General features: G+C 64.5%; 22 protein-coding genes. 7 read left to right on the top strand and 15 right to left on the bottom strand.

Annotation, left to right across the window (positions count from 1 at the left end):
• Position 1: 1 nt before the first annotated feature.
• Genes AMB_RS05960 through AMB_RS05930 form a run of 7 tightly spaced genes read right to left on the bottom strand, consistent with a single transcriptional unit; the run spans position 2 to position 6,771 of the window.
• Positions 2-1,024, bottom strand: coding sequence for a major capsid protein (locus AMB_RS05960; RefSeq protein ID WP_011383587.1), 1,023 nt, complete (start codon positions 1,022-1,024; stop codon positions 2-4).
• Between the two features lie 14 nt (positions 1,025-1,038).
• Positions 1,039-1,428, bottom strand: a complete 390-nt coding sequence (locus AMB_RS05955) for a head decoration protein (RefSeq protein WP_011383586.1) — start codon at positions 1,426-1,428, stop codon at positions 1,039-1,041.
• 2 nt (positions 1,429-1,430) lie between these two features.
• Positions 1,431-2,645, bottom strand: a complete 1,215-nt coding sequence (locus AMB_RS05950; protein WP_011383585.1) for a S49 family peptidase — start codon at positions 2,643-2,645, stop codon at positions 1,431-1,433.
• Between the two features lie 8 nt (positions 2,646-2,653).
• Positions 2,654-4,072: a phage portal protein gene (locus tag AMB_RS05945; protein ID WP_011383584.1), complete on the bottom strand. Its 1,419-nt coding sequence runs from the start codon at positions 4,070-4,072 to the stop codon at positions 2,654-2,656.
• Between the two features lie 2 nt (positions 4,073-4,074).
• Positions 4,075-4,284 (bottom strand): phage head-tail joining protein, encoded by a 210-nt coding sequence (locus tag AMB_RS05940; protein ID WP_011383583.1) that lies wholly within the window; start codon positions 4,282-4,284, stop codon positions 4,075-4,077.
• Between the two features lie 5 nt (positions 4,285-4,289).
• Positions 4,290-6,197: a phage terminase large subunit family protein gene (locus AMB_RS05935; RefSeq protein ID WP_322095841.1), complete on the bottom strand. Its 1,908-nt coding sequence runs from the start codon at positions 6,195-6,197 to the stop codon at positions 4,290-4,292.
• Positions 6,198-6,225: 28 nt separating this feature from the next.
• Positions 6,226-6,771 carry a hypothetical protein gene (locus AMB_RS05930; RefSeq protein WP_043743566.1) on the bottom strand — a complete coding sequence of 182 codons (546 nt, stop codon included), beginning with the start codon at positions 6,769-6,771 and terminating at the stop codon, positions 6,226-6,228.
• 104 nt (positions 6,772-6,875) lie between these two features.
• On the opposite strand from AMB_RS05930, the gene AMB_RS05925 reads away from it, so the two are divergent.
• The 3 genes from AMB_RS05925 to AMB_RS05915 all read left to right on the top strand — a co-directional run bounded on the left by AMB_RS05925 (position 6,876) and on the right by AMB_RS05915 (position 8,014).
• Positions 6,876-7,094 (top strand): hypothetical protein, encoded by a 219-nt coding sequence (locus AMB_RS05925; RefSeq protein ID WP_011383580.1) that lies wholly within the window; start codon positions 6,876-6,878, stop codon positions 7,092-7,094.
• 123 nt (positions 7,095-7,217) lie between these two features.
• Positions 7,218-7,805, top strand: coding sequence for a DUF3489 domain-containing protein (locus tag AMB_RS05920; RefSeq protein ID WP_043743564.1), 588 nt, complete (start codon positions 7,218-7,220; stop codon positions 7,803-7,805).
• Positions 7,806-7,816: 11 nt separating this feature from the next.
• Positions 7,817-8,014, top strand: coding sequence for a hypothetical protein (locus AMB_RS05915; RefSeq protein WP_011383578.1), 198 nt, complete (start codon positions 7,817-7,819; stop codon positions 8,012-8,014).
• Here the strand turns inward: AMB_RS05915 and AMB_RS05910 are convergent.
• From AMB_RS05910 to AMB_RS05900, 3 genes are all read right to left on the bottom strand, one after another.
• Complete coding sequence (locus AMB_RS05910; protein ID WP_011383577.1) at positions 7,984-8,181, bottom strand: hypothetical protein; 198 nt, start codon at positions 8,179-8,181, stop codon at positions 7,984-7,986. The two genes, AMB_RS05915 and AMB_RS05910, sit on opposite strands and share 31 nt — an antisense overlap.
• A gap of 3 nt (positions 8,182-8,184) precedes the next feature.
• Positions 8,185-8,454 carry an HU family DNA-binding protein gene (locus tag AMB_RS05905; RefSeq protein ID WP_011383576.1) on the bottom strand — a complete coding sequence of 90 codons (270 nt, stop codon included), beginning with the start codon at positions 8,452-8,454 and terminating at the stop codon, positions 8,185-8,187.
• 71 nt (positions 8,455-8,525) lie between these two features.
• The gene (locus AMB_RS05900; RefSeq protein WP_043743562.1) at positions 8,526-8,738 is read right to left on the bottom strand and encodes a DUF7220 family protein; all 213 of its coding nucleotides are present in this window, start codon (positions 8,736-8,738) and stop codon (positions 8,526-8,528) included.
• Positions 8,739-8,829: 91 nt separating this feature from the next.
• On the opposite strand from AMB_RS05900, the gene AMB_RS25885 reads away from it, so the two are divergent.
• On the top strand, positions 8,830-8,994 hold the full coding sequence (locus tag AMB_RS25885) for a DUF6900 domain-containing protein (protein WP_173361892.1): 165 nt from the start codon (positions 8,830-8,832) through the stop codon (positions 8,992-8,994).
• A gap of 1 nt (position 8,995) precedes the next feature.
• Positions 8,996-9,205 carry a hypothetical protein gene (locus tag AMB_RS05895; protein ID WP_011383574.1) on the top strand — a complete coding sequence of 70 codons (210 nt, stop codon included), beginning with the start codon at positions 8,996-8,998 and terminating at the stop codon, positions 9,203-9,205.
• On the opposite strand, the gene AMB_RS05890 is transcribed toward AMB_RS05895, so the two are convergent.
• The 5 genes from AMB_RS05890 to AMB_RS05870 all read right to left on the bottom strand — a co-directional run bounded on the left by AMB_RS05890 (position 9,192) and on the right by AMB_RS05870 (position 14,474).
• Entirely contained in the window at positions 9,192-10,460 is a 1,269-nt protein-coding gene (locus AMB_RS05890; protein WP_011383573.1) for a site-specific DNA-methyltransferase, read from the bottom strand. The genes AMB_RS05895 and AMB_RS05890 overlap by 14 nt on opposite strands.
• A gap of 2 nt (positions 10,461-10,462) precedes the next feature.
• The gene (locus AMB_RS05885) at positions 10,463-11,329 is read right to left on the bottom strand and encodes a phosphoadenosine phosphosulfate reductase family protein (protein WP_011383572.1); all 867 of its coding nucleotides are present in this window, start codon (positions 11,327-11,329) and stop codon (positions 10,463-10,465) included.
• Positions 11,326-13,188 (bottom strand): DNA cytosine methyltransferase, encoded by a 1,863-nt coding sequence (locus AMB_RS05880; RefSeq protein WP_011383571.1) that lies wholly within the window; start codon positions 13,186-13,188, stop codon positions 11,326-11,328. The genes AMB_RS05885 and AMB_RS05880 overlap by 4 nt, the downstream gene beginning before the upstream one ends.
• A 402-nt stretch (positions 13,189-13,590) precedes the next feature.
• Positions 13,591-14,010 (bottom strand): DUF6362 family protein, encoded by a 420-nt coding sequence (locus tag AMB_RS05875; protein WP_011383570.1) that lies wholly within the window; start codon positions 14,008-14,010, stop codon positions 13,591-13,593.
• Positions 14,007-14,474, bottom strand: coding sequence for a crossover junction endodeoxyribonuclease RuvC (locus AMB_RS05870; RefSeq protein ID WP_011383569.1), 468 nt, complete (start codon positions 14,472-14,474; stop codon positions 14,007-14,009). Before AMB_RS05870 ends, AMB_RS05875 begins: the two co-directional genes overlap by 4 nt.
• Positions 14,475-15,155: 681 nt before the next feature.
• Here AMB_RS05870 and AMB_RS25585 point away from each other — a divergent pair.
• Both AMB_RS25585 and AMB_RS05860 read left to right on the top strand, forming a co-directional pair.
• Positions 15,156-15,575: a TIR domain-containing protein gene (locus AMB_RS25585; protein ID WP_043746159.1), complete on the top strand. Its 420-nt coding sequence runs from the start codon at positions 15,156-15,158 to the stop codon at positions 15,573-15,575.
• Between the two features lie 4 nt (positions 15,576-15,579).
• On the top strand, positions 15,580-16,251 hold the full coding sequence (locus AMB_RS05860) for a hypothetical protein (protein ID WP_011383567.1): 672 nt from the start codon (positions 15,580-15,582) through the stop codon (positions 16,249-16,251).
• Positions 16,252-16,253: the final 2 nt, after the last annotated feature.

Here is a 16,253-nt window from a genome sequence, read left to right as displayed (position 1 = left end):
GTCAGTTCCCCGAGAACAACCGCACCGCCAGACGCGGGCGCTTGTTGACCGGCAGGATGGAGGCCTCGGTCTTGACGTCGATGGCGCTGCCGTCCTGGCGGGCCAATTGGCGGGCATACATGGGCACGCCCAGGGTGTTGACCGTCTCGATCAGGTTGGCCGGGGCGCCATAGGTGACGAAGGTGTCCATGGTGCCCAGCGGGAAGGCGATGCCTTCGCCCGCCGGGATCAGGGTTTCGGTCTGGCCGGTGGAGAGGGTGACGGTGGCGCTGTATTCCTCGAACACCATGCCGGCGAAGGGGAAGCGGCGGCGCACGTCTTCCCTGAGCGGCTGGGCGCCAGTGGAGGAATAATACTGGTAAGCCTGCTCGACCTTGGCATGGCCGATCAGCTTGTCGAAGAACTCCGGGGAAACCAAGGCCAGCACGCTGGTCATGGTCTCGCCCTTCAGTTCGGTCTCCACCTTGCGCAACACGTCGCGGATCTTGGCCTGGACGTTGGTGGTGGCGGTGCCGAGGGCGAAATCCACCTGCTGGCGGGCGAGGCCGAATTCGCTGAAGTAGTCGTACAGGGTGGACCCGCCGCCGTCGCGGACCACGCCCTTCAGGGCGTTGACCTCCATAAATTCCCGCGTCTGGGCGTGCTTGCTCCGCATGCGGGTCAGCTTGCGCTCCATGACGGTGGCGAGAGGATCGGCGGCATCGGCGACACCGAAGCCGCGCACGCCCTGGACGTCCTGGGGCGTGATGGAATCATCATGGGGAATCCACGGCACCGTGAACGACCGCATGCTCCGGGCATCACGGTTGGCAACGGTGGCGGGGCCGCCCAGCGGCACGGTGGGCAGCAGGTTGAGGACTCCCTCGGCCTGCTCGATGATGACGCTGCGCTGAGTGACGCCCTCGAAGCGGAACAGCCCCATCTGGCCGAGCCGGGTGTAGAGGTTGGGCAGCAGGTTGATGGCCTGGGTCATTTCGGCGAGCGAATAGCCGCCCGCGTCGAACGGGTTGATGATCGCGTTCATGTCGGGGGCATCTCTCAAACGGTGGTGCGGGCGACGAGGCCCAATGCGGCGAGCTGGGTGATCTTGGTGACCCGTTCGGCTGGCTGGTCGACCGAGGCGTCGAACACCAGGGCGCCATCGGCCAGGATGACCGGGCCACGGGCGGCGATCAGGCCGGTGGCTGCGGCATCGGTGGCATCCACCGCGTCCAGCAGCACGGCGACGGCCATCTCGGCGCCTTCGTCACCGACCACCTCGGCGGCGGGGGACAGGCGATATTCACCGCTGGCGGTGATGCGGCCCAGCACCGAACCCAGGGGATAGGACGTGCCCGCCTTCAGGGGGACGGTCTCGCGGGTGTAGCTGGGGTTCAGTTCGAACTTCAGCAGATCGCCCAGGGTGGGCGAGGCAATGAGGACGGGCATGGTCAACCTCCGTGACGGGCGGCAGCGTCACGGGCACGCCGGACGATGGGGCTTTCGGTTTCGGCCTTGGGCGTCGCCCCCGTCGGTGCAGCCGCCACCAAATCGGCGGCATCGGAGCGCGACGCCAGCTGATCCAGCACAGTGCGGCGCAGGGCCTCGGGACGGATGCCCTTGGCCAGGGCATCGGCGGCGTCGATGGTGATGCCCAGACGGGCGGCCTGGGCCGAGATGGCACTGATCTCGGAATATTCGGTGCGCAGACGCTGCTCGATCTCGGCAGTCGCTTCGACGGCGGACGGCACAGCCGCCAGAACGGGGATGTCCCCCGTTTGCTCGGACATGGTGGTCTCCTTGGGTTTGGACAGAACGGGGGAACGGACGGAGGGGCGCGCCAGGGACGTGCCGAGATCGGCGAGGGCAACGCGGAGTGTGCCGACCTTGTCGGCCAGCCCGGCGGCCACCGCCTGATCGCCCCGATAGACCGCAGCCTCGGTGGCCCGAATGGCGTCGGGCGATAGCCGCCGCCGCTCGGCCACCAGGGCGGTGAACTTCCCGTACAGGGCATCCACATCGGCCTGCAGCGTGGCGCGGGCGGAATCCGACAGCGGCTGATGGGGGTTGCCATCCACCTTGCTGGCACCGGCATGAATGAAGCTCCACGCCCGCCCGGCCTGGGCATCGGCGGCGGATTCATCCACATGGATGGCGACCACGCCGATGGAACCGATCTCACCGGTCTGGGTGAGGTACAGGCGGTCGGCGGTGCAGGCGATGGCATAGGCCGCTGACAGCGCAGCCTCGTCGGCTATCGCCCAAATCGGCTTGCCGCACTGGGCGCGGATGGCCTGGATGTGGTCGACCAGATCGAACAGGCCGCCCACCTCACCACCGGAGGAATCCACGTCGAGCAGGATGGCCCGGACACCCGGATCGGTGGCCGCCGCCTCGATGGCATCGGCGATGTCCGAATAGGCGGTCAGGCCGCTGGCGGCGCCGAGATAGCCCGACCGCGCCACCAAGGTGCCGATCACCGGCACGATGGCGATGCCGTCGGGCGTCACCGCCATTTCGGCGGAGGGAGCCGCATCGCCATCGAAGGAGATAGCTTGTCCGGCCAGCCGGGGAGCGAGGGCGCCCAGGATCACATCCAGCTTGGCGCGGGCAACCAGCAGCGGCGTCCCGTACAGACGGGCCGCGATATGGGGCAGATCGTGCATGGTGGTCCTTACTGTGTCGGTGCGGACGGCATCGGCGGGGTGCCGAGAACCAGCCCCAGCCGCTGTTCGCGGGCCTTGTCGGCGGCTATTTCGGCATCCACCTGCTCGGCGTCGAAGCCGCGCTCGGCCAGGGCCTGGGTGCGGCTCTTGAGACCCGCCTCGATCTGCTCGATCTCGGCGCGGGCGTCCTTGAGCGGATCGACCCAGTCCCATTTCGGCGGCAGCCAGGAACAGGCAGTGAAGCCGGCGCGGTTGGGCTCATAGCCCTTGATGGTCAGGGCGCCAGCCATCACGGCGGTATCCATCCAGCGCTGCCAGACGGCCCGGCAAAGCTGGTAGACCATGACCGCGTGCTGCCAGGCGTCGATGCGGCGGCGGAATTCCAGCAGGGCCAGCCGGGAGTTAGAGTAATTGGCCTTCAGCATGTCGTTGGACAGGTAGGCGTAGGGCACCCCCAGGGCGGCGGCGATCTGCAACAGGGTGCGGTACTGGAACGCCTCGTAGGAGCCACCCACATCGGCGGGGGCCGAGGTCTGGATCTCCTCGCCCGGTTCCAGCATCACCACCTGGCCGGGCTGGACGTCCATCACCCGGTCGCCGGTGCCGCCGTCCTCGGCGATGTCGAACGGCTCACCCGGACTCGGTGTGGTGACGAACAGCGCGTACATGGCCGCCACCTTCTTGCGGTCCAGTTCGGCATCGTCGTACTGGTCGAGCAGGAACAGTTTCACGATGGCCGGGGCAAAGCGCGACACGCCGCGCAACTGCCCAGCATCCACTGGGTCCATCACATGGATGATTTCGGAAGCCGGGACGCGGACGGTTTCCCCAGCCATGCCGGGATCGGTGCAGTCACCGGGATGGCGGCGCAGGAAATGATAGGCGACGCGGCGGCCGATGCGATCGAACTCGATGCCCTGACGGATGACATTGCCGCCGGGCAGGGTCTGGTTCCGGGTCAGCGGCAGCATTTCCGAGGGCAGCATCTGCAATTGCAGCGGCACCGACAGGCCGTCCTCGGGCCGACGCGGGCGGAAGCGGAAGAACACCTCCCCGGCGATGAACACCTCCCTGGCGGCGCGCCGCTGCTGGCCATAGAAATCGGTCAGCCCCTCGGCATCGGATTCGTCGGTCCAGGCCAGCCACAGCTTCTGCACCGCCGCCTTCAGGGTGGCGTCGGCGATCAGCGAGGACGGCTTGATGCCGGCGCCGACCACATTGCCCGCCCAGCTTTCGATGGCGTTGGCGGCATAACCGTTGTTGCGGACCAGATGGCGGGCGCGCGCCGTGATGTCCGACCCGGCGGCGGCGATCAGGGTGTTGAGATGGGCGCGGCTGGGCTGGAAGCCCTTGAGGCGGCGGTTGCTCATGCCCGCCTCGAAGCCGCCGATAAAGGCGCCCACCTTGCGGCGCAGGGCCGACAACATGGTCACAGCCCCTTGCTGGCCACGGTCAGGATGCGACGACGGCGCCCCTTGCCCTCGGCCAGGGCGATACGGCGGTCGAGATCGGCCAGCACCTGATTGGCCTGGGTCAGATCATACTGGACGGTGCGGTCGCCCACGGTGACGCGGGCCACCAGCGAGTTGCGCCGCGCCAGCACGCGCTCGCGCTCGGCCTTCATCTCGTCGAGGGTCATCGGGATCAGCCCATATAGCTGGAATGAAAAACCCGCCGAGAGCGGCGGGTCTGGGGGCGGCGGATCTGGCCCGCCTGGGGTTCTTCGGCTTGGGCCAACTCGGATATGGCCAGTTGTGCTTCCAGATCGCGCCACTTGGCCTCGGGCCAGCGGTCGGCCCCGGCGATCCAGGCGGCGGCACGGGCATAAACCCGGCAATCCAGCGCCTCATTGCGCTCCCTGAGCTTCTGCCATTCCAGCTTGGTGAAGCCGCGGCGGTTCTTGACCGTCACCAGCTGCTCGGCGACGAACTGCTTGCACCATTCCGAGTCTGCCCACGATGGCAGATGCACCGTTCCGGCCGGGTAACGGACTCCTTCGGCCAATTCTTCGTCGGTGGGGCGCTCCAGACGGAGAAACCGGTAGGTTTCCGCCTTGAAGGTGGACACCGCCACCGTCCAGAGGCGGGCGCCACGGCGAATCTTCTTGCCGCCCTCGGTCGCATCCACATAGGTGGGGCCGGAAACCGGCGATGACCGGTTGAAACCCTCGACACCCTTGATGGGAGATACCTGACCAACGCCCATTTTGCGGCCCCAGCTATAGACCGCCGAGGTTTCATAGCCGCTGTCGATGGCCAGACGAGCGATCTTCAGGCCGATACCGCTGGCATGGGGCCAGATCTTCGCCAATACCTGTTCCAAAGCCTCCCAGGTCTCGGCTTTTTCCGGCCCACCGTCGATGACGATGTGGTCGATCAGCCAGCTTTCCAGGCCACGGCCCCAGGCCCAGACGTCGATCTCGACGCGATCCTTTTGGACGTCGGCTCCGGCGGTGAGGAACAACCCGCCCGCCGGCACAATGCCGTTGGTCCAGGTCTTGCGGCGGTCGTAGAGCCGCTGCCAGTCGGGGGCCTCGCCGGATTCAACCCAGGTTTCCCCCAGCACGGTGTTCTTGAACACCCGCAGCGCGTCGTCATTGCCCTGGGCGGCCTCCCACAGGCGGGCGATGTCGCGCCACGACTGCCAGCCCGGCGGCGAATACAGCGCCGAGATGTGAAAGCCGACGGTGCCGGGATCAGAGGCGATGGCGGTGGCCCGCCACTCGCCCGCAGCCAGCATGCCCCCCTTGTGGTGCTCCGCGATGTCGTGGTCGCAGGATTCGCAGACGTAACGGACGCTGCCCGGCTGGCCCCTGTCCCATTTCAGCCGTTCGAATTTCAGCCACTGCATGGCTCCGCAATGGGGGCACGGCACGAAGAAGCGGCGCTGGTCGGATGCCTCGTATTCCCGCTCAATGCGCGACAGGCCGCGAATGGTGGGCGTCGAGGCCAGGAACGCCTTCCGCCGATGGGCGAAGGTCAGCGAGCGGGCCTCGGCCAGACCGACCGGGTCACCCTCCTCGTCGGCGGAAGCCGGATAGGCGTCCACCTCGTCGAGAAACAGGTAGCGGGCGGGCATGGAGCGCAGGCCCACCGCGCTGTTGGCCCCGGTCAGCACCAAGGTGCCGCCGGGAAAATCCTTCGACAGCATGGTGTTGCCAGCATCCCGCGCGCGGGCCGGTTTGACCCGTTCCCGGATGGCCGGGCTTTCGTCGATCAGCGGATCGATGCGCTGGCGCGACGCCCGTTTGGCCATCTCCACGGTGGGCTGGACGCACAGCATCGGCCCCGGCGCATGGTGGATGACGAAACCGATGAAGCAGCATCCCGCCTCGGTCGCCCCCACCTGCGCCGCCTTCATGAACACCACCCGCTGCACCGGGCTGGTGGGCGACAGCGCGTCCATGATGTCGCGCATATAGGGCGTGCGATTGGTCCGATACCGCCCCGGTTCGGCCGAGGCCCGGCTCGATAGCATGCGGTGCTGGTCGGCCCATTGGGAGACGGTCAGGCGCGGATCGGGGCGCACCCCGTCTTGCCATGCCAGCAGCACAGCGTCGGCCCCACGGAACCCAAATGCGTCATCGGAAGTTCGGCTCGATGGCGGCGAGTTCGTCGAGATGGGCGTGGACATGGGCTTCCAGCAGGGTCTGCATCACATGCGGGTCGATGCCGATCTCCGCCGCCATCTGCCCGGCCACCCTGGCGGGCCAAGTGATCCAGGCATCCCGTTCCTGTCGGGCCAGCTTGAACACCAGGGCGGTGGCCCGCGCCCGGTCGACCACCTCGTCCTTGAGGCGATCCACCTGGATGCGGGCTTTCTGGGCCTTGGCGACTTCGTGGGCGGTGCGGGCCTGGGCGAAGGTGGCCCCAGCGGCGGCCGGAACAGCCGGGGTGGTTTCGCGCTGGGGCTTAGGTGCCGGGGCAATCGGCGCTTCAATGACCGGCTTCGGGGCCGTCGTCGCCTTCCGGCCAGGATCGGTCTGGGCATCCCAGGCGGCGTCGGCCTTCACCGGGTCGATGGTGCCGTCGGGTTCCTGGGGAATCCGGCCCGTCTGCACCGCCTTGCGCACGGCGGTATGGCTGACGCCACGCCTGCGCGCGTATTCGCGGACGGATAATCCCATGATCGATTTCCGCTGAAATAAGCAATGAAATGAGACGCTTAACCTGTTGATACGTGGGACCGACAGAGCGATGAATGGCCCCACGAACACCGGAGGACACCACGATGAAGCGCACCGACAACACCAAAGCCCTGGACGCCTTTCTCGCCAAGAAGGCCGAATTCGACGCCATGCTGGCCCGGTTGCAGACCTTAAGCGCCGAGCACTTCAACTGGACGCCCGACGAGATCAATTGGGGCCACGCCGGGACCATGACCCACTACGCGGAGATGCTGAAGGCCATCAGCGACAGCGCCTTCCAGGAAGGCGAATTCGCCACCTGATCAGCGGTTTTTCCCTTCCGCCCCCCGCCTTCGCGGGGGCAGGCTCCGACCGGCTTCAGGCTGGCGGGGCTTCAGGTGGTACAGGCGCGGGACAGTCCAGCGCCATCCTTGGAGGACCACCTCATGACCCAGCTTTCCGACACCCAGGCCGTCATCCTCTCCGCCGCTTGCGCCCGCGAAGGCGGCTTCGTGCTACCGATCACCGCCGCCTTGAAGGGCGGCGCGGTGAAGGTGGTGCTGATCAGTCTGATCAAGAAGGAATTGGCCGAGGAAATCCTCGCCGAACCCAGCCAACCGGTGTGGCGTGAGGACGAGGACGGCACCCCGCTCACCCTGCGGGCCACGCCCGCCGCCTACGAGGCGTTGGGCATGGGGGCCGACACGGACGCGGACACCGCCCCGGAAGAAGAACCGGCGACAGACATGGCCGACCAGCCGAAAACCCCGGTGACGGAGGCCGACAGCAGCCCGGACGAGGCCGAGGAAGTGCAGCGCGTCCGCAAGACCCGCCAGGGCAGCAAACAGGAAGCCCTGATCGCCATGCTGAAGCGGCCCGAAGGCGCCAGCATCGCCGAGATCACAGCCGAGTTTGGTTGGCAGCCCCACACGGTGCGCGGCGCCATCGCCGGAGCCTTGAAGAAAAAGCTGGGGCTTGAGGTCATCAGCGAGAAGATCGAAGGCCGCGGCCGTATTTACAAAATCCAGGATTGAGGCAAACGGCCATGCCCCACTACAGCGTCATCATCACCCGCGACGTCACCGAAAGCACCACGGTCGAGGTCGAGGCCGAAACACCCCAGCAGGCCGAGGTCACCGCCTTCGAGAAGCTGTTCAACAGCACCGACGCCGAGTGGGAGATCGACGAAGGGTCTTGGAACAAGGCCGACGCCTACGTCACCGGTGTGGACGAAACCGCCTGATGGCGCTCGATTTCGGTCAGCACCATCAGGGCTTGATCGAGGGCCGGCATGTCACCGGCCCTCGACGCGCGTTCAGCTTGCTTCCTGGCCACATCGAGAGCGGCCTGACCATAGTGACCCATCAGATCATTCGCGGCGCGGGCCACATGCTCGGGATCGACGGCCATGACTTACAGCGACTTCTTCAAAGCCGCCGAGGTGCTGAACTTGATCGAGGTCGAGGCGGCAATGTCGATGGTCTTGCCGGTCCGAGGATTGCGCCCCTGACGGGCCGGGCGTTCCGACTTCGAGAAGGAGCCGAAACCGATGAGGCTGAAGCGGCCCTCGGTCTTGACGCCATCGACGATAGCGGCCAGCGCCGCTTCGACGGCAGCATCGGCCTGGGCGACGCTGCAACCGGCGGCTTGGCGGATGGCCTTGGACATGGCGGATTTACTCATGATGCTCTTCCCCTCGGAAATTGTGGACCGAAAGAGTAGCCGCCCGCCGTCTCGATTCCAAGTCGGCCGGATCAGCGGCGGCAAACCTCGAACAGTCGCCGCAGAGCGTAGGACCGGAGAATCGAGACCACGGCGAAGACCAGACCAATCCGCAGATCATCGGCCAGGGTGATGTGAATGCCGAAGACCGGAAACACCACCACCTGGGTGGCGACGGCGATACCGTAGCCGATCACCACGTTGGCGGCGGCCTCGGCCAGGGACATGCGGCGGGATTGGCGCATCACGTTACAGCCTTGAAATTGCATGATTAACCGGCTTGATAAGCAGCCGAAACAGAGCGTTAGTGGCTTCACCAAAACGGAGGCCGACACCATGAAGACCCGAGACCAAGCCCTGACCGAGATCGCCACCCAGATCCTCGACCTGGAGACCCTGGACACCCGCAAGAGCGACCGTCTGGACTTCCACGAACTGGCGGTTTGGCAGATCAAGAAGGCCCTGGAAGCGGCCTACAACGCTGGACGGGAGGGCAAGTAGTATGGCCCTGACCGTCCGCCCCACCGCCGCCCTGAAGGCCCATCCGCAGTGGTCGCAAAGCGACTTCGAATACTTCCGGGGCAAGGGCTATTCCAACCAACAGATCCTTGAATTCTGGGAACGCGACCTGCGCCTCGGCTGCAAGCCGCTTGACTGGAAGCCCTCCGACGCCAAGTACCAGCATTCCCTGCGCCGGATCACTCGGCGCTGACCGCTTTCCCCGCGGCGATTTCCTCGAAGCTCCGGCCATCGCCGTTCAGCACGGCCTTCTGCCCGGTTAGCTTCTGCCATCGCCCGACGATCACGTCGGCATAGGCCGGGTTCAGTTCCATGGCGAAGCAGATGCGGCCGGTGGTTTCCGCCGCGATCACCGTGGTGCCGCTGCCCGCGAACGGCTCGTAGACCGCCTCGCCCTCGGCGCTGTTGTTGAGGATCGGGCGGCGCATGCATTCCACCGGCTTCTGGGTGCCGTGGACCGTGGCTTCATCCTCATCACCATTGTTGCCGATGGTCCAGATGGTGGCCTGATCCCGTGCGCCCTGCCAATGGCCAGTGCCGGTCTTGCGCACCGCATACCAGCAAGGTTCGTGCTGCCAGTGATAATCACCCCGGCCCAGGACGAAGCGGTTCTTCGACCAGATGATCTGGGCGCGGAGCTTGAAGTCGTTGGCTTCCAGGCTGTCGGCCACCGTCCTGGTGTAGATGGCCGAATGCCAGACATAGGCCACCTCGCCGGGGAACAGCGCCCAGGCTTCCCGCCAGTCGGCCCGATCATCGTTGGCCACCTTGCCGGTGCGCGAGGTGGACGACACCCCGGCCTGATTTCGCCAATCTGGGTCGTACTCCACCCCGTAAGGCGGATCGGTCACCATCAGGTGCGGCGTGGCCTCGGCCAGCAGGCGCTCCACATCGGTGGCATTGGTGCTGTCGCCGCACAGCAGGCGGTGTCGGCCCAAGATCCACAGATCGCCGGGCCGCGCCACCGGATCGGCGGGCGGTTCCGGGATTTCGTCTTCGTCGCCTTCACCCTGGCCGTTGCCCTCGTCGTCGAGGGGAGCCATCAGGGCATCCAGTTCCTCGGCGGAGAAGCCGATCAGATCCAGGTCGTAGCCCTCGGCATTGAGCGCGTGCAGTTCCGCCGCCAGGGTCTCGTCGTCCCAGCCAGCATTCAGGGCCAGCTTGTTGTCGGCCAGGATGTAGGCGCGGCGCTGGGCCTCGGTCAGATGGTCGAGGATCACCACCGGCACTGTGTCCAGCCCCAGGGACTTGGCGGCGGCCAGTCGGCCATGCCCGGCGATGACGTTGCCCTTGCTGTCGGCCAGCACCGGATTGGTCCAGCCGAACTCGACCATGCTGGCGGCGATCTGGGCGACCTGGCTGTCCGAATGGGTTCGCGCATTGCGGCCATAGGGGATCAGCCGGTCGATGGGCCAAGCCTCGACCGTGTCGGGAAGCGGATGGGTCATGGTCAGTCCGTGCAATCGCAGGGCAGGCAGTCATCGGATGGACCGCCCTCGAAATCCCGCTGGCGGCGGACGAAATTGAGCAATTCGCGGTAGCTGGGCCGGTCGGCGCGGAACAGCGCCATCTCCGGTTTGGTCAGGGTGCCGAGCGCTGGGGCGTTGCGCTCCATGTCGATCCACCATCTGGCCCGTTCGGGGAACAGGCGCATGATCCCCTTGATGGTGGCCGCTCCCTTCATGTAGCAGAGGTCGCAATTGCCCAGCGGCGTCTTGCCGTTGTTGTCGGGCAGACCGAGGTCGAAGGGCTGGCGCTTCCAGAAGGCCGAAACGTCCTGGCGGCTGACCTTGGCCTGATCCAGCGGCAGGATGGTCTCGAACCGCTCCTTGCCGGCTTCGTTCATGGCCTTCTGGCGGGCGACCCGGCGGGGTTCGTCATGGCGCAGGCCGACGACGTTGATCCATTCCGGGTAGCCCCGCATGTCGCGCATGAAGGCGATACCGCGCTTGACCTTGAGGTAATGGGTGCAGAGCCGCATGGTCGGGTTGGGCAGGAAGCCCCGGACCTTGATGATCTTCTCGAAGGGCTCGCCGTCGCGGGCCGCGCTGTTGTAGCCGACCACGCTGGTGTCGAACGGCTCGGCGGGATCGAATTCCAGCCAGGTGATCGGAACCGACCAGCGCACCGAACATTCGTGGACGAAGCGCAGGGTCTGCTCGAATTCCCGCCCGGTATTGAAGAACACCACATGGATGTCCTCGGGCAGTTGGCCGTCATGGGCGTCCAGAATCTGGCGCAGCATGTAGCCGGACGTGCGCCCACCCGAGAACGACACCAGCGCCGGACCGTCAATGCGATAGGGATTGCGGGTCATGGCCGTTGTCCAGCCGCCTGGATGCGGCGCCCGATCCAGCGCATCACCGGCACGGCCATGGAATTACCCAGCGCCCGGTAGCGTGGCCCGTCGGGACAATCCTCGGCGGCCTTCTTGCGCCAGAGGATCTGGGTGTAATCGTCGGAGAAGCCCTGGAGCCGCTCGCATTCGCGGGGCGTCAGGCGGCGGACGGCAAGATCGGCGATAACGCCGTGGGAATGCTCCCGAGACAGTGTCGGCGCGGGATCGCCATCGTCACCGATGCCAAGCCCCTGGCGGTTCATGGCATCGAATTTTTCGGCATCCCGCAGGGCATTCCGCAAATCCAGCGGAACGGTGACCGCCAACTGCCCCCCACCATTCTCCCTGCCTTGAGCATTCATCGCCCGCAGTGTGGGAACGACACCATCCGTTGTGACGGACTGAAACCCCGCACTGGCCTTGCAGTCGAACGCCACGTATGTCTGCTGTTTGGTTCCCGGCTCCGCCGCCAAGGCGCCTGCAACATCCAGGGTCCGAACTTCGTCCCGCTGATTTTGGGCGAAGGCCACATAGCTGCGGCTGGAGCCGCCGCTGGCCGCCCGCAGACTGGCGATGTTATCGGCATCAATCTCAGCCTGCGCTCCACCGTCGCGGCCACGCAGGTTGAACGCCACGGCGTGCTGCTTGCCCGCCTGCAACGTGAACATGGGGTCGCCGTCACCGCCGATGCCGATTCCGGCACGGGGATCGGTGGTGCTGATTCCGGTGCGGGCACCGGCCTCCTGAATTGGGATCGCCACAGGCACCAGCGGAGTGCCACGTCCGGTCCCATCTTCCGAAGCATCGAAGCCTTCGCCCCGTAGGGAATGGGTGACCAGGGTATCGATGTCGGGCCGATGGGCGAGATTCGCCTTAGCCCGCAGGGTGTGGGCGATCAGCGTATCGGTACAGTCGCTGTCGACGCCACGGGACAGGTCGCGGGCCCGCAAGGTGGTGGCGACGAAGGTCTCGCTCTCGAAATCCATTCGCCCGCTGGCCGAGGCGCAGGCATTGAGCGCGGTGGCGACGTCGATGGGGCCAGCGGTATTGTTGCCGCCGAACGCCTCGGCGATCAGCCCGCCGCTGGTGGCGAATGACGTCTCGCCGCTTCGGCCAGCGCGAGCATCAAGCGTGGGGGCAAGACCTTGTTCCGCTTCTCGGCGCGGCGGATGATCCCGGCGCACGCCTTCGCGCTCAAAAAGTACTTGGACGGGATCGGCCCGGTCTCCAGCACCTGCGATAACGAACACACGACGGCGTCGTTGGGCCAAGCCGAAATATTGGGCGTCGAGCACCCGCCACGCGACTGTGCGCGCGGGTCCAACGACAACACCAGCGTCCGACCATTTTCTCCCTGGCGGGACGACCGGACCATCTTCTCCGGCCAGTCCGCCCAGAAGGCATCCGAAGGCGTTGTCACGGGTGGACAAAACTCCGGGGACGTTTTCCCAAATAACCCAAGCTGGATCGATGGCATCGGCGAGTTCCACGAATGTGAGGGCAAGGTTGCCACGGGCGTCATCCAGCGACTTGCGCAAGCCCGCCACCGAGAACGCCTGGCAGGGCGTGCCGCCCACCAACACGTCGATCTTGCCCCGCCACGCCAAACCGTCGATGGCGGTCATGTCGCCAAGATTGGGAATGGCGGGATAGCGGTGCGCCAGCACGGTGGACGGGAACGGCTCGATCTCGGCGAAGAACGCCGCTTGCCAGCCCAACGGCTCCCACGCCGCCGTTGCCGCCTCGATTCCGCTGCACACCGAGCCGTAAACCAGCCCCTGGACGTGCGGCATCAAGCCGACCGCCGGGAGACCCGGCTCGGGATGGACAAGCTGCATGGCGATGGAAACCTGGATCAGGTGGAAACTGGAAACCTGCCGGTGGAAACCCGATCAGGTTTCCGGCAGTGGTTTCCACCCAGGTTTCCACTCAGCCGGGAACGTGAAAGGCGCGCTGTCGTTGGACAAGCGCGCCTTTGGGCTGGAAACTGGAAACCGGAGTGGAAACCTAGATTTTTCGGCTGACGCTAGCGAAGTTCGGCACTGTTGCCGCCCGCATAGGGGAAGTGCCGGGGAGGAACCGCGATATCCGCGCCGCCTCGCCTTGGCTTGTTCTAATCTTTCGCCCGACCGGGGCGGCAGATCATTAAATGATCGTGTTTGCCGCCCCTCGTGAGCATGAATAACAATTACCTCAATTTGGCCTCTTCGGTCATGCAGTAAAGCGTCTCATTTCTTGCTTTACTGCATCTTACGAACATCAAGTATCTGCCGCAGGGAGATGTTCTTGGGGATGCGCTTGCCGTTTAGCTTCCAGGAAATCAGGCACAGGGCGAACATCCAGTGCCGGTGGGCGGTGGCGCGGGATAGGCCGACATTCCAGCAGACGATCTTCCACGGCTTCCCTTTAGCCCGCAGCCAGACGATCTTGGCATCGACCTGATCAAGCTGCTGGAGCCACGGCAGGGCTTCGTCCATCCGGGTGATCGCGGCGGCAGAGGGAGGCGGACGGCGAAACGTCGCGTCTTCGGCAGACAAGCTTTCCTGGATGTAGGGTGGCCAAGTGCTGGCGTGGCCCTGGACCTTGGCTTCGGGCAAACGGCGCAGGGTGTCGGCGGCTTCGGCGAGACGCTCTTCGACCAGGGTGGGCGTCCAGTTCATTGGTTGCCTCCCTGGGTGTCGGTGGCCCAGGACAGGATGGCCAGGGCATCGGCCTCGTTGTCGTCCTCGGGATTGAAACCCTTGGATCGCATGGCGGCGATCACCGCTTCCTTGCCCGCATTGCCCTTGCCGGTGACGTGCCGCTTGATGGTCCCGACCGGCACACCCTGGTACGGGATGCTTTTCAATTCGCACCAAGCGGTGAGATGGGCGAGAAAGCCGCCATAGATGTGGGCGGCATCGGTCCCGGCGTGGCGGCGGACTTCCTCGAAATGCAGGAGGTCGATTGCCTTGGCGCCATTCAGCAGGTGGTCGAGCCATGATCGGAAACGAAGGAAGCGCATCCCGCCGCCTTCATAGCGGCCAGGTTTGAATTCCATGGTGCCGGAAACAATGGAACCATCGGCCAGGCACATGGCCCAGCCGGTGGTGGTGCCCAGATCAAGGGCGAGAATAGTGGTCATGATGAAGGCTCACGAGTCTGTGGGCCTTCGGCTTTGGTCGAGGGGGAGGCTAACAACCGGGTGTGAGGTTCTCAACAACAATTCGCCGCCATCGAAGAAGATCGTATGCCGGAGAAAACAGCGGCGAACATTTGCCCTCCATGCAAGGTTGGTGACGGGAATCGTCGTTCAGAATCAGATCGTTGATGCCGTGATGGCTTGCCGGTCACATGTCACCAACCGGGTGTGAACGCTCTCTCAGCCAAAATAAAAAGAACATCATAGATGGCATCGGCCGCTTCACCATCAACCTTTCGTGCGTAATTTTTTCTTGGCCCTTATAGCTTTTACCCCGTTGGTGACCAGAGAAGGTTGGTGACAAGGCATGTCAACCAATTGAAAGGATGATGCTTTTCAGGTCACCAACCTGTCACCAACGTCACTGGGGGTTGGTGACCACCGTTGGCATCCATCGTCACGCCCTTTTCAAACACCACATATGGTGGCCCAATCCATGCACTGGAGAAATTTGCCACTATATTTCGGAATATGACGCGCTATAATTGCATTGCGTCCGACATTATGTCAGGCAGTCTAATGATCAGATTGATACTCGGGGCTTTGATCGTTGCCGCCTCGGGCTTACTGGAAGCGAAGACGCAGCACCGCTCGCCGCGTCGCAGATCAAGGCGGAGAAAGAAGATGGCGAAGAAGCGTGTGGTGGTCAGCTTCGATTTCGACAATGACCGGCATTATCGGGCATTGCTCAATGCCTTTGCTGGCAACCCCAACATCGACATCGACTTCGCCGACATGACGCCCAGCGAGATCCAGAGCGACCAGGTCGATAGGATCAAGGCGGTGCTGACCACCAAAATCAGCCAGGCGACCCATATGCTGGTCATAGTCGGGGAGCACATCAACGCTCCCCATCGTAACCGGGCGAAGATCGGTGAGATCAATTGGCAGCTGTGGGAGATCAAAAAGGCCGTCGAACTCAGGAAGCCGATCATTGCGGTGAAGCTTGACCGGTCCTACTCGACCCCGGCCCTCCTTGGGCAGGGCGTCACCTGGATTCACAGCTTCAACAGGAGTGCCCTGGAAGAGGTTCTGGGGAACTGAACGGATGTCCGACGACCAGCTCAAGACCCTCCACGAACATTACAAAGACACGTTCGCCCTCCAGCGGGAGCGGGAGAAGGAACGCGACTTGCTGTTCCTAATTGTAATCGCGGTGCTCGGCGTTCTGTTCTTGGAAGTTGGACACCCGGTGGAGTTACGTGAGGCGCTCGCCGAGCCCAGTTCAACAGGCTTGAAGCTCAAAGTTGTGGCATTGCCCTGGCATGCGATTGTCAGCGCAACATGGGCCATGTTCCTTGCGCTGCTGCTCAGGTACTCCCAAGCTTGCGTTCAGGTTGAGCGGCAATATCCGTACCTGCATGACCTTGAAAAGCGTCTCGGCATGCTTTATGGGGATGATGGCACGACGGATATGAAGTTCACCGCCTTTTCCAGGGAAGGTGATGCCTATACGAACGACTACCCCATGGTGGGAGAGTGGGTCTGGCTTCTCTATGTCGTGGTTTTCCCCGCGCTGGCGATCACGGCAATCTTCACCTTGCTGAATATCGAGGCCGGACAGCAGGATCTACCGATCGGCCATTTCCTGTTCGATAGGACGGTGGCTGGAACCGCAGTGGCCACCATCATCTTGTACCGCTTCGTGCCGCCGATCAGGAAGGCCGGGCGTAAGCTATTGGCTTGTAGTCGACCAGTGTCTCGATCAGCCGAGGAGTAACG

Origin of the sequence: Paramagnetospirillum magneticum AMB-1, assembly GCF_000009985.1 — a bacterium.
Lineage (GTDB): Bacteria > Pseudomonadota > Alphaproteobacteria > Rhodospirillales > Magnetospirillaceae > Phaeospirillum > Phaeospirillum magneticum.
The sequence above is the reverse complement of the archived record's forward strand: the minus strand, read 5'-3'. Positions and strand labels throughout refer to the sequence as shown.

Bases quoted from the DNA above. Each gene is read 5' to 3' on its own strand.
- AMB_RS05960 (WP_011383587.1), bottom strand. From the start codon at position 1,024: ATGAACGCGATCATCAACCCGTTCGACGCGGGCGGCTATTCGCTCGCC.
- AMB_RS05955 (WP_011383586.1), bottom strand. From the start codon at position 1,428: ATGCCCGTCCTCATTGCCTCGCCCACCCTGGGCGATCTGCTGAAGTTC.
- AMB_RS05950 (WP_011383585.1), bottom strand. From the start codon at position 2,645: ATGCACGATCTGCCCCATATCGCGGCCCGTCTGTACGGGACGCCGCTG.
- AMB_RS05945 (WP_011383584.1), bottom strand. From the start codon at position 4,072: ATGTTGTCGGCCCTGCGCCGCAAGGTGGGCGCCTTTATCGGCGGCTTC.
- AMB_RS05940 (WP_011383583.1), bottom strand. From the start codon at position 4,284: ATGACCCTCGACGAGATGAAGGCCGAGCGCGAGCGCGTGCTGGCGCGG.
- AMB_RS05930 (WP_043743566.1), bottom strand. From the start codon at position 6,771: ATGGGATTATCCGTCCGCGAATACGCGCGCAGGCGTGGCGTCAGCCAT.
- AMB_RS05925 (WP_011383580.1), top strand. From the start codon at position 6,876: ATGAAGCGCACCGACAACACCAAAGCCCTGGACGCCTTTCTCGCCAAG.
- AMB_RS05920 (WP_043743564.1), top strand. From the start codon at position 7,218: ATGACCCAGCTTTCCGACACCCAGGCCGTCATCCTCTCCGCCGCTTGC.
- AMB_RS05915 (WP_011383578.1), top strand. From the start codon at position 7,817: ATGCCCCACTACAGCGTCATCATCACCCGCGACGTCACCGAAAGCACC.
- AMB_RS05910 (WP_011383577.1), bottom strand. From the start codon at position 8,181: ATGGCCGTCGATCCCGAGCATGTGGCCCGCGCCGCGAATGATCTGATG.
- AMB_RS05905 (WP_011383576.1), bottom strand. From the start codon at position 8,454: ATGAGTAAATCCGCCATGTCCAAGGCCATCCGCCAAGCCGCCGGTTGC.
- AMB_RS05900 (WP_043743562.1), bottom strand. From the start codon at position 8,738: ATGCGCCAATCCCGCCGCATGTCCCTGGCCGAGGCCGCCGCCAACGTG.
- AMB_RS25885 (WP_173361892.1), top strand. From the start codon at position 8,830: ATGAAGACCCGAGACCAAGCCCTGACCGAGATCGCCACCCAGATCCTC.
- AMB_RS05895 (WP_011383574.1), top strand. From the start codon at position 8,996: ATGGCCCTGACCGTCCGCCCCACCGCCGCCCTGAAGGCCCATCCGCAG.
- AMB_RS05890 (WP_011383573.1), bottom strand. From the start codon at position 10,460: ATGACCCATCCGCTTCCCGACACGGTCGAGGCTTGGCCCATCGACCGG.
- AMB_RS05885 (WP_011383572.1), bottom strand. From the start codon at position 11,329: ATGACCCGCAATCCCTATCGCATTGACGGTCCGGCGCTGGTGTCGTTC.
- AMB_RS05880 (WP_011383571.1), bottom strand. From the start codon at position 13,188: ATGCAGCTTGTCCATCCCGAGCCGGGTCTCCCGGCGGTCGGCTTGATG.
- AMB_RS05875 (WP_011383570.1), bottom strand. From the start codon at position 14,010: ATGAACTGGACGCCCACCCTGGTCGAAGAGCGTCTCGCCGAAGCCGCC.
- AMB_RS05870 (WP_011383569.1), bottom strand. From the start codon at position 14,474: ATGACCACTATTCTCGCCCTTGATCTGGGCACCACCACCGGCTGGGCC.
- AMB_RS25585 (WP_043746159.1), top strand. From the start codon at position 15,156: ATGGCGAAGAAGCGTGTGGTGGTCAGCTTCGATTTCGACAATGACCGG.
- AMB_RS05860 (WP_011383567.1), top strand. From the start codon at position 15,580: ATGTCCGACGACCAGCTCAAGACCCTCCACGAACATTACAAAGACACG.